Source organism: Bisbaumannia pacifica, from assembly GCF_007989625.1.
GTDB lineage: Bacteria > Pseudomonadota > Gammaproteobacteria > Pseudomonadales > Halomonadaceae > Bisbaumannia > Bisbaumannia pacifica.
This window is the reverse complement of the sequence record NZ_BJUK01000057.1, coordinates 1-17,430: the sequence shown is the minus strand read 5'-3', so window position 1 is coordinate 17,430 and position 17,430 is coordinate 1. Positions and strand designations below refer to the sequence as shown.

The window sequence follows — 17,430 nt, the reverse complement described above, 5'->3', positions numbered from 1 at the left end:
GGGAACGTCGGTCTCCACATGAATGGCCCGGTCGGTGCCCAGGGCCAGGGCGGTACGAAGCTGCTCCTGAGCCGCCTTGGGCCCCACGCTCACGGCGATCACCTCGCTGGCGATACCGCGCTCCTTGAGGCGCACCGCCTCTTCCACGGCGATCTCGCAGAAGGGGTTCATGGCCATCTTGACGTTGCTCAGGTCGACGTCGGAGTGATCCGCCTTGACGCGGATCTTGACGTTGTAGTCGAGGACGCGTTTGACCGCGACGAGTACTTTCATGGCATGTCTCCTATTCTCGGCTCGGGCGGGTTACAGGCCGCCGTCGGGGAAACGGGTCAGTACCGCCCCGGCCTGGCGCAGGGTCTGGGCATGGGCCCGGGCCTGGGGGCCTTGGGTGGCTAGATAGAACCGCGCCAGCTCGACCAGTCCCTGCAGGTACTCGCTGTCGCCCTCGCCGGCCTCGCGACGGGTGTCGGCGGCCAGCGCCAGGCGCGCCATCTGCCAGGCGCCGCAGGCGATGCCCAGCAGGTGCAGCAGGGGCATGGCGCCGGCGTAGAGGTCGGCGGTGGCATCACGCTGTTGCAGCAGCCAGTCGGTGGTCTCGTCGAGCAGGGTGGCCTGATTGCCGAGGGCCACCGCCAGATCGCCGAGTCGCCGATGTGCCTCGAGCTCGGAGGCGGTCTCGCGAATATCGCCGATCAGCTCGCGCAGGGTGGCGCCCTCCTCGCGGAGGATCTTGCGTCCCAGCAGGTCGTTGGCCTGAATGCCGGTGGTGCCCTCGTAGATGGTGATGATGCGGGCGTCGCGGAACAGCTGGGCGACCCCGGTCTCCTCCACGAAGCCCATGCCGCCGAAGACCTGAATCGCCTCGTCACAGAGGTCGTTGCCGACCTCGGTGCACCAGCCCTTGGCCACCGGCATCAAGAGATCGACATAGCGACGGTGCTTGTCGGCGACCGCGGCCTCCGGGTGGTGGCGGGCGATATCGAACCAGCCGGCGGCGCTGTAGAGCAGGCCGCGCATGGCCATCAGCCGGGCACGCATCGATACCAGCATGCGCTTGACGTCGGGGTGGACGAGGATCGGCCGGCCGCTCTCGCCGCTGACGATATCGCGGCCCTGGACGCGCTCCCGGGCATAGCCCAGGGCCGCCTGATAGGCGCGCTCGCCGAGTGCCACGCCCTGTACCCCCACGCTGAAGCGGGCGTCGTTCATCATCACGAACATGGTGGCCAGGCCCTGGTGTGGCTCGCCGACCAGGTAACCCAGGGCGCCGCCCTCATCGCCGTAGCTCAGGGTGCAGGTGGGGCTGCCGTGAATGCCCATCTTGTGCTCGATGGCGATACAGCGGATATCGTTCTTCTCGCCCGGTTCGCCGTGCTCGTCGAGCAGGTACTTGGGCACCAGGAACAGCGACAGGCCCTTGACCCCCGGCGGGGCGTCGGGCAGTCGAGCCAGCACCAGGTGAACGATATTGGGGGTCAGCTCGTGTTCGCCGTAGGAGATGAAGATCTTCTGACCGAACAGGCGATAGGCCCCATCGTCCGTGGGCTCGGCGCGGGCACGGGTGGCGGCCAGGTCGGAGCCGGCCTGGGGTTCGGTGAGGTTCATGGTGGCGGCCCACTCGCCGCTGACCACCTTGTCCAGCCAGGTCGCCTTCTGCGCCTCGCTGGCGGCGATCATCAGCGCCTCGGTCTGGCCCACGTTGAGCTGGGGCAGCATGGCGAAGGCCATGTTGGTGGAGAACCACATCTCCCACACCGGCGTGGAGACCAGCTTGGGCAGCCCCTGGCCGCCATGCTCCGGGGGCAGGGAGAGGCCGATCCAGCCGGCATCGCGGAACTGGTCGTAGGCGGCCTGCCAGCCGTCCGGAGTGATCACCCGCTCACCCTCCAGGCGGCAGCCCTGCTGGTCGCCGATCGGGTTGAGGGGGGCCAGCACGCCGGCGGCGAACTTGCCGGCCTCTTCCAGGACGGCGCTCACCAGGTCGGGCGAGGCGTCCTCGCAGCCGGGCAGAGCGCCGATGCCCTCGAGGCCGGCGAGCTCGTCGAGGATGAACTGCATATCACGCAGCGGTGCTTGGTAGTCGATCATGCTAAGGCCCTTCGAGTCTGTGACTGGCGCCATCCCGGGGTGGGACAGGAATCAGCGGGGTGCCATGCGGATCGAGCCGTCCAGGCGGATGGTCTCGCCGTTGAGCATGGCGTTGTCGACGATATGGCAGGCCAGGCGCGCGAACTCGTCGGGCTCGCCCAGGCGGCAGGGGAAGGGGATGGCGGCGGCCAGCGACTGCTGGGCCTCCTCCGGTAGGGCCTCCATCAGCGGGGTCTTGAACAGCCCCGGGGCGATGGTCATCACGCGGATGCCGTGGCGGGCCAGCTCGCGGGCGATGGGCAGGGTCATGGCGACGATACCGCCCTTGGAGGCGGCATAGGCGGGCTGGCCGATCTGGCCGTCGAAGGCGGCCACCGAGGCGGTGTTGATGATCACCCCGCGTTCGCCGTCGGCCTGGGGCTCGCCCTTGGCCATGGCGGCGGCGGCCAGGCGCAGCATATTGAAGGTGCCCAGCAGGTTGATATTGACGATGCGCGAGAAGGCGTCGAGGGGCAGCGGCTCGCCGTGGCGGTCGACGACCTTGGCGGGGTCGCCGACCCCGGCGCAGTTGATCAGCCCCTGCAGGCCACCGAAGGTCTCGACGGCGAGGTCCACCACGGCCTGACCATCGGCGTCGCTGGTGACGTCGGTGCGGCGGAAGCGGACGCGCTCGCCGAGCTCATCGGCCAGGGCCTCGCCGCGCTCGACATTGAGGTCGGCGATCACGACTCGGGCGCCGGCCTTATGCAGGGCGCGCACGCTGGCCTCGCCGAGGCCCGAGGCGCCGCCGCTGACGATAAAGGTGTTGTCCTGGAATTTCATGGCACTCTCCTTGCTTGGTGGCGAATCAGGTGCGCGGGCCCTGGCCCTTGCGTGTCAGGAAGTCCCCGATGCGTTCGGCGACCTCGGGGCTGGTCTGGGTCAAAGCGGCGGTCAGCGACTCGACGAACAGGCCGTCGTCGCTGGACATGTTGTCGATGCGCGAAATGGCGGAGACCATGGCCCAGTTGGCCATGGGGGCGTTCTCGGCGATGCGCCTGGCGAGTTGGCGAGCCTTGTCGAGGCTCTCGCCCTCGCCGACCACATAGTGGGAGAGGCCTAGGCGCTGGCCCTCGTCGGCCTCCATGAGGCGGCCGGTGAGCATCATCTCGCACATGCGTCCGGGGCCGATGATATTGGCCACGCGCACCGAGGCGCCGCCGCCGACGAAGATGCCGTGACGGCCCTCGGGCAACTGATAGAGGGTGTTGGGCTCGGCGATGCGCACATGGGTCGCCGTGGCCAGCTCCAGGCCGCCGCCGATCACCGCGCCCTGCATGGCGGCGACCACCGGGATGCCGCCGTTCTGCAGGCGATCGAAGATGCGGTGCCAGCCGCGGGAGTGCTGCATCACGCCGAAGGGGTCGCGATGCTGGTGCTCGGAGAGGTCCAGGCCGGCGCAGAAATGCTTGCCTTCGGCGGCGAGGATGATCACCCGGGTGCCTTCCGGGGTGGCGACCAGGGCCTCCTCCAGGGCGTTCAGCAGGCGATCGCTGACGGCGTTGCGCTTCTCGGGGCGCGCCAGGGTGATGGTGTAGATGCTGTCGTCCAGGGACGTCTTGACGAGTGACTCGGACATGGGGGACCTCGGCGATGGATGATTCATGAATTAAAGGGTGATGACGGCCGCGGCCGGCGTATTGGCTGGGGCGGAGGAATAGAGGGCGGCCACCCGCTCGGCGCGGCGATCCAGGACCTTGCGCTGGTTGATATAGCCCTTGTCGGTGATTTCCCCGGCCTCCACGGAGGGCGGCTCCTCGAGCAGCAGGGCGCGGGTCGGGTAGGTGGAACTGCCACCGCCGCCCGCCTGGAGGGTGCGCATGGCCTCGCGCACTCGCTCGACCACCGCGGGATGCGACAGCACCGCCTCCACCGGGGCATCCGCGGCGAGGTCGGGGCAGAGGCGGCGGCACTCGGCCAGATGGGGAAAGATCAGGAAACCGATCTCGTCGCGATCGTGGCCGCTGACCACGATGTCCTGGGCGATGGGCTTGAGGGCATCGAGGCCGGCCATGCGCAGGGCGCCCACATGGACCCAGGTGCCGGTGAGCAGCTTGAAGTCCTCGCTGACGCGGCCGTCGAAGAGCAGGCCCTGCTCGGGATGCTCGGGATCCACGAAGCGCACGGCGTCGCCGATCATATAGAAGCCCTCGTCGTCGAAGGCCTTGGCCGATAACTCGGGCTGTTTCCAGTAGCCGGTGAAGATATTGGGGCCCTTGACCCGCACCTCGAGCTTGCCGGCCGTGGGCACTAGCTTGAGGGTGGTGCCCGGTACCGGCACGCCGATCACCCCGGAACGCACGGCGGGGAAGTGGCAGTCGGTGCAGATCGGGGCGGTCTCGGTGGCGCCCCAGGAGGAGGCGATCAGTACCTCGCGGCCGGTGGTCTCCCGGGCCATGGCTTCGAGTTCGTTCCAGAGGTGCTCCGGCAGCGCCGCGGCGGCATAGAAGACCAGCTGCAGGCGGTGGAAGAAGGCGTCGCGCAGGGCGGCGTCGTCGCGCAGCAGGGGCATCAGCATGTCGTAGGCGCGCGGCACGCTGAAATAGTGGGTCGGCGAGACCTCGCGCAGGTTGCGGGCGGTCTTCTCGATCAGCTCCGGGGTCGGCTTGCCGTCGTCGAGATAGAGGGTGCCGCCCCAGTGCAGCACGATATTGAAGTTGTGGTTGCCGCCGAAGGTGTGGCTCCAGGGCAGCCAGTCGAGTAGCACCGGCGGTCGCTCGGCAAGGGTCGGCCAGACCTGGGCCTTGGCCTGCTGGTTGGAGCAGAGCATGCGCTGGGTGTTGGGTACCGCCTTGGGAGTGCCCACCGAGCCGGAGGTGAACAGGAACTTGGCGATGGTGTCCGGGGTGAGGGCGGCGAAGGCGGCCATCACCGCGCTCTCATCGCTACGCTGCTCCAGCTCGGCGAAGGGAACGGCCCCCTCGGTGGAGGCGCTGCGGCCGCCGGCCACCAGCACCGCGTCGTGGAGCTCGGCGATGGCCGCCAGCGCCGGTCGGTAGGCCTCGATGGGATCGGCGTAGATCACCCCGGGGTGCAGCAGCTCGACCTGGCTCTTGAGCTTGGCGTGATCCCGGGACATCAGCGAGCTGCCCGGCGAGATCGAGCAGGAGGGCACGCCGATGTGCATGGCGGCGGTCATCAGCAGGGCGTGCTCGATGCCGTTGTCCGAGAGGATCGTTAGCGGGCGCTCGGCACCGAGCCCCTGAGTCAGCAGCCAACTGGCGATGGCGACCACCCGACGACGCGCCTCGCCATAGGTGAGCTCGACCCACTGGCCCTGGGCATCGCGCTCGGCCAGCCAGACGCGTTCCGGCGCCTCCCGGGCCCAGTGCTCCAGCCACTCGCCACTGCAGCGGGCGTAGGCGTTGCTCAGCGGGATCGCGGAGTGCAACAACTGAGAGCCGTCATCCCGGGATTCCAGGCGTACCCGGGGAGCGGTAAAGGCCGGGGCATGGGAGTGGTCGAGCGTGGAGGCTGTCATTATTGGCTCCTTGCTGTCTGCCATCAGGCTGAGCTTATGTTGTTAGAAAATACTGTTGTTGTATTAAACAGTTTATAGACTACAACAGCTCCCCGGGTGGGTCATGCCTTGGGGGCTACGTCTTTGGTCGAGTGTGGGATGTCGTCGAGGGGGACCATGGCTGGCCCAGGCGTGGGAGGTCGCCTGCCGCCTTTTCCCGCGGCTAAGCAAGAAAAAACGGCGGCCCGGAGGCCGCCGTTGTGGTCAGGAAGGGAAACGCTGGGGAGGTGAAGGGGGTCAGGCCTCGCAGGTTTCCTGCAGGCTCATGGCGATATCGTAGACCGCCTGGGCCTCGCCGCCGATCTCCTCCAGGTAACGGGTGGTGGTCTCCCGCAACACTGGGCCCCAGTCCGGATGATCGAGGGCATCCTCGATCACCAGGAAGTCGTGGCCGGCGGCCTCGGCTTCCTCACGCCCCTGGCGGATCAGCTCGTCATAGACCGCCGCGGCGCGCAGTGACCACTCCAGGCCGCTGTGCTCGTCGATGACCCGCTGCAGGTCGTCGGGGAGGGCCTCGTAGCTGCGCTGACTCATGGTGGCGAACAGCGACAGATCGTAGAGGGGCACCTCGGTATGGTGCGTGGCCAGCTCGTTGAGGCGGAAGGTCTTCATGCCCTCCCAGTTGAAGCTCAGGCCGTCGACCACGCCGCGCTGCATCGAGGTGAAGACATCCGGGGCCGGCATGCCCACCGCCTGGGCGTCGAGTCGCTCGAGCATGTCCCCCACCACCGGCGTGGGGCGGCGTAGGCGCAGGCCGGCCAGATCGGCGGGAGTCTCGATCAGCCGCTCCCGGGTGTGCAGATAGCCGGGGCCGGTGGTGAACAGGAACAGCGGCCGGGTATCGGCATATTCCGCGTCCAGGTGGCCTTCGTCGTAGAGCGACTGCAGGATGCAGGCGCCCTGACGGCTGCTGGCCGAGACGCCGGGGAGCTCGACCACCTGGGTCAACGGGAAGCGGCCGGCGGTATAGCCCTGGGCCGAGGCGCCGATATCGGCGATGCCGTTGGCGGTACTGTCGTAGGTCTGCTCGGACCTGGCCAGGGTCTGGCTGGGGTAGACCTCGACCTCGAGGCGGCCCTGCGAGGCCGCCTCGACGCTGTCGGCCCAGGCCTGGAAGAGCTCACGGTCGATCATCGAGCCGCCGGGCCAGACGTGGGCGACCCTGAGGGTCGTGCTGGCCTCGGCCAGGGCGGTGCCGGTCAGGGTCAGGGCGAGGGCCGTGGTGATCGCAGTCTTGGTCGCTTTCATAGGGGAGTCGCTCATTGTGATTGTCGTTTGATTGCCGGGTGGGCGGCGTCGGGCTCGGCTCAGAGGTCCAGCACCAGCACCGGGCTCTTGGCCCGTGAGCAGCAGGGGGTGAACTGGTCGTTGGCGGCGTGCTCGTGCTCCTCCAGGAAGAGATCGCGATGGTCGGGTTCGCCCTCCAGCACCCGGGTCAGGCAGGTGCCGCAGACGCCTTGCTCGCAGGAGACCATGATGTCGACGCCGTTCTCGGCCAGCACCTGGTGCACGGTCTTGTCGGCGGGCACGGTGTAACGGGCGCCGCTACTGGCGATCCTGACCTCGAAGCTATCGTCGTCGCTGGTGTCGGTCACGGCGCCGGCGAAATACTCGGTGTGCAGCCGCTCGGCGGGCCAGCCGTTGGCCTTGGCGGTCGACAGCACGGCATCGATGAAGCCGCCGGGGCCGCACACATAGATCCGGGTGTCGGGCTCCGGCGTGGCCAGCAGGCGTTGCAGGTCGAGCTTCTGTTCCGGCGCGCCGTCGTCGAAGTGGAACCGCACCCGTTCGGCGAAGCCCGAGGCGGCGATGCGCTCGCGGAAGGCGGTGCGTTCCGGCGAGCGGGTGCAGTAGTGCATGGCGAAGTCGGCACCGGTATGCGCCAGGCGCTCGGCCATGCACAGGATCGGCGTCACGCCGATGCCGCCGGCCAGCAGCAGGGTGCGCCCGGCCGGCTTGAGCGGGAAGTGGTTCTTGGGGGCGCTGATCTGCAGCAGGTCGCCCTCCTGAATGGCCTCGTGCATGGCCTCGGAGCCGCCCCGCGAGGCCGGGTCGCGCAGTACCCCGATCAGGTAGCGGTCACGCTCCTCGGGATGGTTGCACAGCGAGTACTGGCGTATCAGGTCATCCTGACCCGGTGACGAGACGCGCACATCGATATGCGCGCCGGCGCCGAACGCCGGCAGCGGCCGGCCGTGGGGGTCGGCCAGCTCGAAGGTGACGATATCTTCGGCCTCTTGGCGCTTGCCGGTGACCTCGACTATCAGGGAGAGGGGGTGGCTGCTCATGCGCTGGCCTCCTCTTGGTTGGCCTCGCGTTCCTCGACGAGGATTCGGTCGATGATGCGACGCGCCTGGACGCCGCCGCCGTCGATATTGAGCTTGAGCAACTGGCGCTCCGGGTAGCGCAGCAGGTTGCGCTGCTGGGACTCCAGCATCTCCAGGTCCTCGGCGAAGATCTGGCCCTGGCCCTCGCGGATGCGCTCGGTGAGTTCCGAGTCGTCCGACTTGAAGTTGCGCGCCATGCCCCAGAAGTACCAGATCGAGGTATCGGTCTCGGGGGTGATGAAATCGACCACGATGCTCGACGCCTTGACCTCCGCCGGCGCTTCGTAGCCGCCATGGCCGGCATGCGCCACGCCGACCTCGATCAGCACGTGACTCGGCGGGGTGAAGCGGCAGATCTGCCAGCGATCCACCGGCACGTCGTCGGCCAGGCCGTTGCCGCGCAGCGCCGCCTGCCAGAAGGGCGGGGCGGGAATGCGTTCCATATGGCGCTCGGTGATTGCCTCGTCGCCCTCGACGCGGGTCGCCGGGGCGGACTCCTCGATCTCCGGCTGGCCGATGCTGGAGGCGTGGACGTAGGTCTCATGGGTCAGGTCCATGAGGTTATCGATCATCAGGCGATAGTCGCAGTGGATATGGTAGAGGCCGCCGCCATAGGCCCAGTCCGGGCTGTTGGCCCAGTGCAGTTCGGGGATCAGGCTTGGGTCGGCCCGCTGCGGGTCGCCGGGCCAGATCCAGATGAAACCGTGGCGCTCTTCCACCGGGTAGGCACGGATGCTCGGGAAACCGCGGACCCGCTGGCCCGGCATGCTGGCGCACTTGCCATCGCAGCCCATCTCCAGGCCGTGATAGCCGCACACCAGCTTGCCGTCGCGCACGAAGCCCAGCGATAGTGGGGCGCCGCGATGGGGGCAGAAGTCCTCCACGGCGGCCACGCGGCCCTCATCGCCGCGGAAGAAGACGATCGGTTCGTTGCAGATGGTGCGCCCCAGCGGCTTATCGGCGAGCTCGTCCGGGGTGGCGGCGACGTACCAGGTGTTCTTCGGGTAGGGAGCTTGAGTGGTCACGGTTCTCTCCTCGACTGAATGCGACAGGCGTTATAATTGGATCCAAAGTAAAGTCCTGGTGCGTGTTTCACGTCAACTTATGCTTTAGTTGGATCCAATGCATGATCGGTAGTCAATCAATACGCAACAACGACGGGATAAGCGATGAGTGATGGCGACAAGAGCGTGGTGGGCCGGCTGCGCAAGCTGATCGGTGAGGGGCACTTTCAGACGGGGGAGCGCCTCGGCGAGGTGGCGGTAGCGGAGCAACTGGGAGTCTCGCGGACCCCGGTGCGCCTGGCCTTTCGCACCCTGGAGCAGGAGGGGCTGCTGCAGCGGGCCGGCAAGCGCGGCTTCATGGTGCGCGAGTTCACCGAGGTCGACGTGCGCTGCGCCGTGGAGGTGCGCGGCGTGCTGGAGGGCCTGGCGGCGCGGCGGCTGGCGGAGCAAGGCCTGTCGGCGGCGCTGGCCGATGAACTGCAGGTTTGGATCCAGAAGGGACGAGACCTGCTGGCCAAGGGCCATCTCGTGGAGCGTGACGCCGATGCCTGGAGCGAGCTGAACCGCCACTTCCACGAGATCATCGTCGGCTCGGCCGGCAGCCCGGTGATCGGCGACGCCATCGCCCGCAATAATCACCTGCCGTTCGCCGCCGCCGATTCGCTCATCATCGATAGCGAGGCGCTGGATCGCGAGTACCGCAAGCTGCAACTAGCCCAGCTTCAGCATGAGCTGATCGTCCAGGCATTGCGCCATGGCGAGGGGGCGAGGGCCGAGATGCTGATGCGCGAGCATGCCTTTATCGGGCTGCGCTATGGAGAGCTGCTGGGCCTGGGGCGTGCGCCGGGGGGCGAGGGGCGATACGACTAAAGTCGTCAGAGTATCTTCGAAAAGTCCAAGTGATGGCGCTAATTTTGCCTTATCTGGGAGAGCGGGTCCGGGAAAATGTCGGGTACCGACCTGGCGCCGGCCGCCCGGGTGGCCGGCGCTCTTTCTTAGACCAAAGTCGGTTGTCTAGCCCCCGAGCCCTTGGGTTAACTTGTTCACTATGCATAAACAGTGTTCGCCATTCGAACATGCGTGGATCCATAATGACAATTCATGCTCAGGTTGCCGACGGTAATCCGCCCTGATGAGGAACTGACCGATGAAACGTATCCTTCCCCGCTGCCTGCTGGCGGCCTCCATCGCCGGCCTGACCCTCGCCTCCACCGCCCAGGCGACCACCACCCTGCGCATGGCCCACTTCTGGCCGGGGGCCTCGGGCGTCAACCAGGCGCTCTTCGAAGCCTGGGCCGAGACCCTCGAGGAGGAGTCCGGCGGCGAACTGCGTGTCGAGATGTTCCCCTCCGGCACCCTGGCCCGGCCCGATGCCATCTATGAGGCGGTGGGCAATGGTATCGCCGATATCGGCGCCACGGCCCAGGGCTATACCGCCGGGCGCTTCCCGTTGTCGCAGATCGTCGAACTGCCCGGCGTGGCCACCACCGCCACCCAGGGGGCCTGCGTGCTGCAGACCCTCTACGACGAGGGCCATCTCGACGAGGAGTATGCCGATACCCGGCCGCTGTTCCTGTTCACCACCGGCCCGGGGGGCATCCACACCGTCGGCACCGACGTCCAGACCCCGGCGGACCTCGAGGGGCTGCGCATCCGTCGCCCCACCGCCGTGGCCGGCGACATGCTCGAGAACATGGGGGCCAGTCCCGTGGGCATGCCGGCGCCGGATATCTATACCTCCATGCAGCGCGGCGTCATCGACGGCCTGAGCTTCCCCTGGGAAGGCCTCAAGGGCTTCCGCATCAATGAGCTGGTCGAGTACCACACCGAGGTGCCCTTCTACACCCTGATCTTCGTGGCCACCATGAACCAGCGCAGTTATGAGCGCCTGAGCCCCGAGCTGCAGGCGGTGATCGACGCCAACTCCGGCATGCGCTGGGCCGAGAACGCCGGGGCCGTCTTCGACCGCCTCGATGTCGAGGGCAAGCAGGAGGCCATCGACGCCGGACATACCATCCGCGAGATCGACGAGCCGCTGGCGCACCCGGACTGGCAGCAGCCGCTCCAGGACGGCATCGATGGCTACCTCGCCGAGCTCGAGGCGCGTGGCCTGCCGGCTCAGGAGGTCTATGAGGCCGCCCTGGCCGCCAGCGAGTCCTGCGCCGCCGAGCGGGGGTAAGCGAGGATGCGGTCATTACTGGAACGGGCCAGCCAGTGGCTGGCCCTGGTCTGCCGCGTCGTCGCCGGGCTCGCCCTGGTGGCGCTGCTGGCGGTGACCATCGCCGATGTCGGCAGCCGCTACCTCTATCGCGTCACCGAGGGCGCCCTCGCCCTGCGCGTGACCGGCAGCGTGGAGCTGGTCAGCTACCTGATGCTCTGCTCGCTGCTGGCCGCCATGGCCGCCAACGTGGAGAAGAGCCAGGTGGTGGTGGAGGCCCTCTCCCATGGCTTGGCGCCGGGCATCAAGCATCGCCTGCATGGCGTCTACCTGCTGGGCTTCGCGGCCCTCGGCCTGGTGCTCTTTCTCGGCCTGCTCGACTCGGCCGCGGCGGCGGCCCGGCATGGCGAGGTCACTCAGGACCTGCGCCTGCCGATGGGCCCGATCTACCAGACGGCCGCGGTGCTCAGCCTGTTGCTGGGCCTGCGCAGCCTGATTCATGCGCTGCTCGGGGCGATTTTCGGTGCCACTCAGGAGGTGTCGCATGGGGAGTGAGATGATCGGCGCCCTCGGCCTGGCCCTGCTGCTGGTGCTGATGGTGCTGCGTGTGCCGGTGGCGTTGACCATGCTGGTCGTCGGGGTGGTGGGCTTCGCCCAGGTGATCAGCTGGGGCGCGGCCATCGCCCAGCTCAAGACGGTGCCGGTGGAGGTGCTTTCCAACTACAGCTTCAGCGCCGTGCCGATGTTCATCCTGATGGGCGTGCTGGCGGCGCACTCCGGCATGGCCGGCAAGCTGTTCCACGCCACCCGGGTGATCTGCGGCGGCTGGAAAGGCGGGCTGGCCATCGCCGCGGTAGGCTCCTGCGGGGTCTTCTCGGCGATCTCGGGCTCCTCGCTGGCCACCGCCAGCACCATGACCCGGGTCGCCCTGCCGGAAATGGAGCGCTATGGCTATAACCGTGGCCTGGCCACCGGGGCCCTGGCCGCCGGCGGCACCCTGGGCATCATGATTCCGCCCTCCATCGCGCTGCTGATCTACGCCATCCTCACCGAGCAGTCGGTGGGCGACATGTTTATGGCCGGCCTGGTGCCGGGGCTAATGGGCCTGGTGATGTATGCGTTGACGGTCAGCGTGATGATGCGCCTGAGGCCCGCCCTGGCGGTGGCCGGCGAGCCCACGCCCTGGACGGCGAAGCTGCTGTCGATGGGTGGCCTGGCGCCCTTCTTCGGGGTCTTCCTGGTGATGATCCTGGGCATCTACTTCGGCGCCTTCACCCCCACCGAGGGGGCCAGCGTCGGTGCCTTCGCCACCCTGCTCTACGCCCTGGCCAAGGGCATGCGTTGGCGCGGGTTGTGGCAGAGTGTGCAGGAGACCCTGGCGCTGTCGGCGGTGGTGTTCTTTATGCTGGTGGGGGCCGAGACCCTGGGCTACTTCATCTCGGTGTCACGGATCTCCTTCTCGATCAGTGACTTCCTGTATGGCGTGGACCTGGCGCCGATCCTGGTGGTGCTATGCATCCTGGCGCTCTACTTCGTGCTGGGGATGTTCATGGACTCCATCGCCATGCTGGTGATCACCGTGCCGGTGGTCTTCCCGATCATCCAGTCGCTGGGCATCGACCCGGTGTGGTTCGGCATCGTCACCGTGCTCACCGTGGAGCTGGGGCTGATGACCCCGCCGGTGGGCATGAACGTCTTCGTGATCAAGGCCATGGCGCCCCATGTGGGGCTGGGCGAGATCTTCCGCGGCGTGGCGCCCTTCGTGGTGTCGGACCTGCTGCGCCTGGCGCTGCTGATCGCCTTCCCGGTGCTGACCACCCTGTTCCTGCTCTGAGTCGCTCCCCAACGACGTCGCCCCCGGTTCAGCGTGCCTGGCCGGGGGCGACGTCGTTGGGGGCGGCGTGCTGGCGCAGCCGGAAGTCCCGGGGCGAGAAACCGCTGAGCCGCTTGAAGAAGCGGGTGAAGTAGGCCGGTTCCGAGAAGCCCAGCAGGTCGGAGATCTGGCCGATGGTCATATTGGTGTAGGTGAGCTGGCGCTTGGCCTCCAGCAACAGGCGCTCGTGGAGCAGTTGCAGGGCGCTGCGATCGGCCAGGCGGCGGCACAGGGTGTTGAGGTGGGCGCTGGTCAGGCCCAGTTGACCGGCCAGGGACTCGATGCTGGGCTGCTGGCGGTACTGGGCCTCGATCAGCGCCTGGAAGTTGGTCAGGTGCTCGTGCCCCTTGTCATTGGCTCGGCTCCCGGGCCGTGACGTCCGGTGGGACGAGGGACGGCCCCGCTCGACGAGGCGCGAGAGCTCGACCACCAGGGCCTGGATCAGCGCCTCCAGCAGGTGTGCGCGCCCGGATGCCGGCTGGCGATACTCCTCGTCGATCTGGGCCACCAGGGTGGCGATCCGCCGTGCCGGGCCCGCCCGGTCGAGGCGTTGGAAGTCGGTGCGGGCCAGCGCCTGGCCCTGCTCTCCCAGGGCGTGCGACAGGTGCTCGGCCAGCGGCTGGGCCAGGGTGATGATATGGCCCTGGACGTCTTCGGCAAAGCGGAAGCCATGGATCGCCATGGCCGGAACCACGATGGTCAGCGGCCCCGTCAGGTGGTGGGGCATGCCCTCCAGCTCGAGGGTCACGTCGCCGCTGGCGAGGTGCAGCACGTGGACCAGGTCGGCGTGGCGATGGGGGCGGATATTCCAGTCGTGCAGTTGGCTGCGCTCGGGGATCGACTCGCAATGCAGCAGGTCCGGCGTCGGCCAATGGCGGGTCTCGCCGTAGAGCTTGAAGACGGGAACCGAGGTGGCGGGAGCGGTGGGCATGGCGGCCTCCTGGGGTGCGACCAAAGTCGATGCGCCATCTTGAGTATGTCCAAGTAATAGTGCCAATCATGCCTTATTTATCGGGCGTATTCAGTGAAAAATGCAAGTCATTGCATCATCAACGCCTTCGATAGGGGGAGTCCCATGAAGACACAGGTCGCCATCATCGGTGCCGGGCCCTCGGGCCTGCTGCTCGGCCAACTGCTGAGCCGCCAGGGCATCGACAACGTCATCCTCGAGCGCCAGAGCGGCGAATACGTGCTGGGCCGGATCCGCGCCGGGGTCCTGGAGCAGGGCATGGTCGATCTGCTGCGCGAGGCCGGGGTCGCCGAACGCATGGACGCCGAGGGCCTGCCCCACGATGGCGTCGAGCTAGCCTTCGACAACCGCCGGGTGCGTGTCGACCTGGCCGGCCTGACCGGTGGCAAGACGGTGATGGTCTATGGCCAGACCGAGGTGACCCGCGACCTGATGGCGGCCCGCGAGGCGACCGGCGGCACGACGATCTACGAGGCCGCGAATGTCCAGCCCCATGGCCTGGAGAGCGACGATCCCGAGGCCAAGCCCTATGTGACCTTCGAGAAGGACGGCGAGACCCAGCGCCTCGACTGCGACTATGTGGCCGGCTGTGACGGCTTCCACGGCGTGTCGCGTCGCTCGATCCCCGCCGAGCGCATCAAGGAGTTCGAACGGGTCTACCCCTTCGGCTGGCTGGGCCTGCTCGCCGATACCCCGCCGGTGGCCGACGAGCTGATCTATGCCCGTCATGAGCGCGGCTTCGCCTTATGCAGCATGCGCTCGGCGACCCGCAGCCGTTACTACCTCCAGGTCTCCCTGGACGAGAAGGTCGACGACTGGTCGGACGCGCGCTTCTGGGAGGAGCTCAAGCGCCGCCTGCCGGAAGAGACGGCCCGGCAACTGGTCACCGGGCCGTCGCTGGAGAAGAGCATCGCGCCGCTGCGCAGCTTCGTGGTCGAGCCGATGCAGTACGGCCGCCTGTTCCTGGTGGGCGACGCCGCCCATATCGTGCCGCCCACCGGCGCCAAGGGGCTCAACCTCGCCGCCAGCGACGTCAACACCCTCTATCGGCTGCTGGTCAAGGTTTACCAGGAGGGGCGCACCGACCTGATTCCGCGTTACTCCGAGACCTGCCTCAAGCGCATCTGGAAGGCCGAGCGCTTCTCCTGGTGGATGACCTCGATGCTGCACAAGTTCTCCGAGGAGGAGGACTTCGCCACGCGCATGCAACAGGCCGAGCTGGACTATGTGACCAGCTCCGAGGCGGGGCTGACCACCATCGCCGAGAACTACGTGGGGCTGCCCTACGAGTCCCTGGAATAGGCCGATGATGTCCCCTTTGTCCCGGGCCACGATGGTGGCTCGGGACTCTTTGGCGTGGCCGGCATCCGAGCCGGCCAGCATCGATCACGGAGTGTCGCTATGACGGAACGTCCACTACGCCTGCTGCTGGTCGGGGAGGGTGGCATCGCCGGCGTCCATATGCGAGTGCTCGGGCAGGTGCCGGGGGTGGAAGTGACCTGCCTGGTCGGCGGGGTCGAGGCGGATGCCCGGGCCTTCGCCGCCGAGTGGGGCATCCCCGAGGTGGCCCTGGACATGGACGCGGCCCTGGCCCGCGACGATATCGAGGCGGTGATCCTGGCCACGCCGAGCCCCCAGCACGCCGCTCAGGCCGAGCGGGTGATCGCCGCCGGCAAGCACCTGCTGTGCGAGATTCCCATGGCGTTGCGCCTGGCCGATGCCGAGCGGATCACCGCGCTGGCCGCGGCCTCGGGGCGAGTCTGCATGGTCGCCCATACCCGGCGCTTCAATGCGCCGCACCGCGAGCTCAGGCGGCGCCTGGTCGCCGGCGAGTTTCGCCTCCAGCACCTGGTCTCGGAGACCTACTTCTTTCGTCGCGAGAACCGCAACATGCAGGGCCAGCCCCGCCGCTGGGTGGACAACCTGCTATGGCATCACGCCTGTCACAGCGTCGACCTCTTCGCCTGGCTGCTGGATGACGCCGAACTGGATGTCTGGGGCCACCAGGGGCCACCGCACCCCGAGCTGGGCATCCCCATGGACCTGAGCCTGGGCCTGCGCTCCCGGGGCGAGGTGTTGGCCACCCTGGCGCTCTCCTTCAACAACCGCGGTCCCTCCGGTGGCTTCTATCGCTACATCGGCGAGGAGACGACCCTGCTGGCCTCCCGCGACGAGCTCAGGAATCACCACGGCGAGCTCCTGCCCCTGACCGGCAACGGTTTCGCCGATCAGGATCGGGAGTTCATCGCCGCCATTCGCGAAGGGCGCGAGCCGGAGGCCTCCTTCGTCAGTTGTCTGCCGACGATGCGGCTGCTCGATCGGCTGGCGCGGCAACTGGCCTGAGCTTCTCTCAGGGATAGCGCCCACTGCGGCGGTTCTCCACCAGCACCTCGAGGATGGCGTTGGCGGCCTGCATTACCTCGGAGGGGGGCTCGCCGCGGCGGCGGCTGCACAGCACCGGCGAGGTGAGGCTCTTGTCGGCCAGGTAGATGAAACTGATGCCGTCGCGGCGCACCCGCCTGACCTGCTCGGGGACCAGGGTAATACCGATCTCCGAGGCCACCAGGCCCAGCGCCGTCTGTAACTCGTTGGCCTCCTGCACCACCTCCACCCTGAGCCCTTGGCGGCGGAACAGGCCGAGCACGGTGTCGGCCAGGCTGGGGCGCGGCTTGGCGGGAAACAGGATCAGCGGGTAGTCGGCGAGTTCCGCCAGGGTGGGGGTGGTGCCCTCCAGAGGGTGGCCGCAGGGCACCACCGCCATCAAGGGTTCGTCGAATAGCACCTCCTGCTCCACGTCCGGGTCGTCGATCCTCAAGCGCCCGAAGCCGATATCGATGCGTCCCGCCTTGAGGGCCTGCACCTGCTGCACCGTGGTCAGCTCCGCCAGGCTCAGCTCGACGTTATCCTTTTGTCGTAAGCCTCGTACCAGCAGCGGTAGCTGCCCATAGAAGACCGAGGCGACGAAGCCGATCCCGAACATCACCCGCTGGCTTCGGGCCATGCGGCGGGCGGCCTGCACCGTGGTGTCGATCTTCTCCAGTATCTGCAGGGTATGCTCATAGAAGAACTGACCGGTGGTGGTCAGGCGTAGGCCACGAGAGCTTCGATCGAAGAGTTTGACCCCGACTTCATCCTCTAACTGCTTGATTTGGCGAGATAATGGTGGCTGGGCCATATGCAGTCTGGCCGCCGCTCGGGTCAGGTTGAGCTCCTCGGCGACGACGCAGAAGTACCTCAGATGACGCAGCTCCATGATACCTCCTGGGTATGGCTAAGGACCCAAACGATATTGGTTCTGTGCCCGGGAGGCAATCACACTTGCCCCATAACAGGGCAGACCGAGTTTCGACCCGGTGATTTCCGCCAAGGAGCACGCCCTGCGAGACCCGCTAGCACCGGTCGCGACCGGTCATAACGATAATGACGAGGATAGCCCGATGAGCGTCAAGAT

General features: G+C 67.5%; 16 protein-coding genes. 6 read left to right on the top strand and 10 right to left on the bottom strand.

The window, feature by feature from the left end; all coding sequences use genetic code 11:
* The 8 genes from HPA02_RS16415 to HPA02_RS16380 form a co-directional block, all read right to left on the bottom strand.
* Positions 1–273: electron transfer flavoprotein subunit beta/FixA family protein (locus HPA02_RS16415; RefSeq protein WP_442861997.1), on the bottom strand; the 273-nt coding region annotated here is incomplete at its 3' end.
* Positions 274–303: 30 nt separating this feature from the next.
* Positions 304–2,088: an acyl-CoA dehydrogenase gene (locus tag HPA02_RS16410; protein ID WP_146804282.1), complete on the bottom strand. Its 1,785-nt coding sequence runs from the start codon at positions 2,086–2,088 to the stop codon at positions 304–306.
* Between the two features lie 51 nt (positions 2,089–2,139).
* Entirely contained in the window at positions 2,140–2,910 is a 771-nt protein-coding gene (locus HPA02_RS16405; RefSeq protein ID WP_146804281.1) for a 3-hydroxyacyl-CoA dehydrogenase, read from the bottom strand.
* A 25-nt stretch (positions 2,911–2,935) separates the two neighbouring features.
* Entirely contained in the window at positions 2,936–3,706 is a 771-nt protein-coding gene (locus HPA02_RS16400) for a crotonase/enoyl-CoA hydratase family protein (protein ID WP_146804280.1), read from the bottom strand.
* 30 nt (positions 3,707–3,736) lie between these two features.
* Positions 3,737–5,608 carry a feruloyl-CoA synthase gene (locus HPA02_RS16395; protein WP_222594008.1) on the bottom strand — a complete coding sequence of 624 codons (1,872 nt, stop codon included), beginning with the start codon at positions 5,606–5,608 and terminating at the stop codon, positions 3,737–3,739.
* Between the two features lie 276 nt (positions 5,609–5,884).
* Complete coding sequence (locus HPA02_RS16390; protein WP_146804278.1) at positions 5,885–6,895, bottom strand: TRAP transporter substrate-binding protein; 1,011 nt, start codon at positions 6,893–6,895, stop codon at positions 5,885–5,887.
* A gap of 59 nt (positions 6,896–6,954) precedes the next feature.
* Positions 6,955–7,935, bottom strand: a complete 981-nt coding sequence (locus HPA02_RS16385; RefSeq protein ID WP_146804277.1) for a PDR/VanB family oxidoreductase — start codon at positions 7,933–7,935, stop codon at positions 6,955–6,957.
* Entirely contained in the window at positions 7,932–8,999 is a 1,068-nt protein-coding gene (locus HPA02_RS16380; RefSeq protein ID WP_146804276.1) for an aromatic ring-hydroxylating dioxygenase subunit alpha, read from the bottom strand. Before HPA02_RS16380 ends, HPA02_RS16385 begins: the two co-directional genes overlap by 4 nt.
* 144 nt (positions 9,000–9,143) lie before the next feature.
* Here HPA02_RS16380 and HPA02_RS16375 point away from each other — a divergent pair, with 144 nt between their 5' ends.
* The 4 genes from HPA02_RS16375 (at position 9,144) to HPA02_RS16360 (ending at position 12,970) form a co-directional block, all read left to right on the top strand.
* Entirely contained in the window at positions 9,144–9,848 is a 705-nt protein-coding gene (locus HPA02_RS16375) for a GntR family transcriptional regulator (RefSeq protein WP_146804275.1), read from the top strand.
* 277 nt (positions 9,849–10,125) lie between these two features.
* Complete coding sequence (locus HPA02_RS16370; RefSeq protein WP_146804274.1) at positions 10,126–11,157, top strand: TRAP transporter substrate-binding protein; 1,032 nt, start codon at positions 10,126–10,128, stop codon at positions 11,155–11,157.
* A 6-nt stretch (positions 11,158–11,163) separates the two neighbouring features.
* Positions 11,164–11,691 (top strand): TRAP transporter small permease subunit, encoded by a 528-nt coding sequence (locus HPA02_RS16365; protein WP_146804273.1) that lies wholly within the window; start codon positions 11,164–11,166, stop codon positions 11,689–11,691.
* Entirely contained in the window at positions 11,681–12,970 is a 1,290-nt protein-coding gene (locus HPA02_RS16360) for a TRAP transporter large permease (protein ID WP_146804272.1), read from the top strand. The genes HPA02_RS16365 and HPA02_RS16360 overlap by 11 nt, the downstream gene beginning before the upstream one ends.
* A 28-nt stretch (positions 12,971–12,998) precedes the next feature.
* Here HPA02_RS16360 and HPA02_RS16355 read toward each other — a convergent pair whose 3' ends face one another.
* Positions 12,999–13,940 carry a helix-turn-helix domain-containing protein gene (locus tag HPA02_RS16355; RefSeq protein ID WP_146804271.1) on the bottom strand — a complete coding sequence of 314 codons (942 nt, stop codon included), beginning with the start codon at positions 13,938–13,940 and terminating at the stop codon, positions 12,999–13,001.
* Positions 13,941–14,084: 144 nt separating this feature from the next.
* Here HPA02_RS16355 and pobA point away from each other — a divergent pair, with 144 nt between their 5' ends.
* Entirely contained in the window at positions 14,085–15,281 is a 1,197-nt protein-coding gene (pobA, locus tag HPA02_RS16350) for a 4-hydroxybenzoate 3-monooxygenase (RefSeq protein WP_146804270.1), read from the top strand.
* A 99-nt stretch (positions 15,282–15,380) separates the two neighbouring features.
* The gene (locus tag HPA02_RS16345) at positions 15,381–16,322 is read left to right on the top strand and encodes a Gfo/Idh/MocA family oxidoreductase (RefSeq protein WP_146804269.1); all 942 of its coding nucleotides are present in this window, start codon (positions 15,381–15,383) and stop codon (positions 16,320–16,322) included.
* A gap of 7 nt (positions 16,323–16,329) precedes the next feature.
* Here the strand turns inward: HPA02_RS16345 and HPA02_RS16340 are convergent, their stop codons facing one another.
* Entirely contained in the window at positions 16,330–17,232 is a 903-nt protein-coding gene (locus HPA02_RS16340; protein ID WP_146804268.1) for a LysR family transcriptional regulator, read from the bottom strand.
* Between the last annotated feature and the right edge of the window lie 198 nt (positions 17,233–17,430).

Excerpts from the sequence above, each read along its gene's own strand:
- HPA02_RS16405 (WP_146804281.1), bottom strand. The coding sequence starts at position 2,910 with ATGAAATTCCAGGACAACACCTTTATCGTCAGCGGCGGCGCCTCGGGC.
- HPA02_RS16400 (WP_146804280.1), bottom strand. The coding sequence starts at position 3,706 with ATGTCCGAGTCACTCGTCAAGACGTCCCTGGACGACAGCATCTACACC.
- HPA02_RS16340 (WP_146804268.1), bottom strand. The coding sequence starts at position 17,232 with ATGGAGCTGCGTCATCTGAGGTACTTCTGCGTCGTCGCCGAGGAGCTC.
- pobA (WP_146804270.1), top strand. The coding sequence starts at position 14,085 with ATGAAGACACAGGTCGCCATCATCGGTGCCGGGCCCTCGGGCCTGCTG.
- HPA02_RS16395 (WP_222594008.1), bottom strand. The coding sequence starts at position 5,608 with ATGACAGCCTCCACGCTCGACCACTCCCATGCCCCGGCCTTTACCGCT.
- HPA02_RS16370 (WP_146804274.1), top strand. The coding sequence starts at position 10,126 with ATGAAACGTATCCTTCCCCGCTGCCTGCTGGCGGCCTCCATCGCCGGC.
- HPA02_RS16410 (WP_146804282.1), bottom strand. The coding sequence starts at position 2,088 with ATGATCGACTACCAAGCACCGCTGCGTGATATGCAGTTCATCCTCGAC.
- HPA02_RS16390 (WP_146804278.1), bottom strand. The coding sequence starts at position 6,895 with ATGAAAGCGACCAAGACTGCGATCACCACGGCCCTCGCCCTGACCCTG.
- HPA02_RS16365 (WP_146804273.1), top strand. The coding sequence starts at position 11,164 with ATGCGGTCATTACTGGAACGGGCCAGCCAGTGGCTGGCCCTGGTCTGC.
- HPA02_RS16375 (WP_146804275.1), top strand. The coding sequence starts at position 9,144 with ATGAGTGATGGCGACAAGAGCGTGGTGGGCCGGCTGCGCAAGCTGATC.
- HPA02_RS16355 (WP_146804271.1), bottom strand. The coding sequence starts at position 13,940 with ATGCCCACCGCTCCCGCCACCTCGGTTCCCGTCTTCAAGCTCTACGGC.
- HPA02_RS16345 (WP_146804269.1), top strand. The coding sequence starts at position 15,381 with ATGACGGAACGTCCACTACGCCTGCTGCTGGTCGGGGAGGGTGGCATC.
- HPA02_RS16385 (WP_146804277.1), bottom strand. The coding sequence starts at position 7,935 with ATGAGCAGCCACCCCCTCTCCCTGATAGTCGAGGTCACCGGCAAGCGC.
- HPA02_RS16360 (WP_146804272.1), top strand. The coding sequence starts at position 11,681 with ATGGGGAGTGAGATGATCGGCGCCCTCGGCCTGGCCCTGCTGCTGGTG.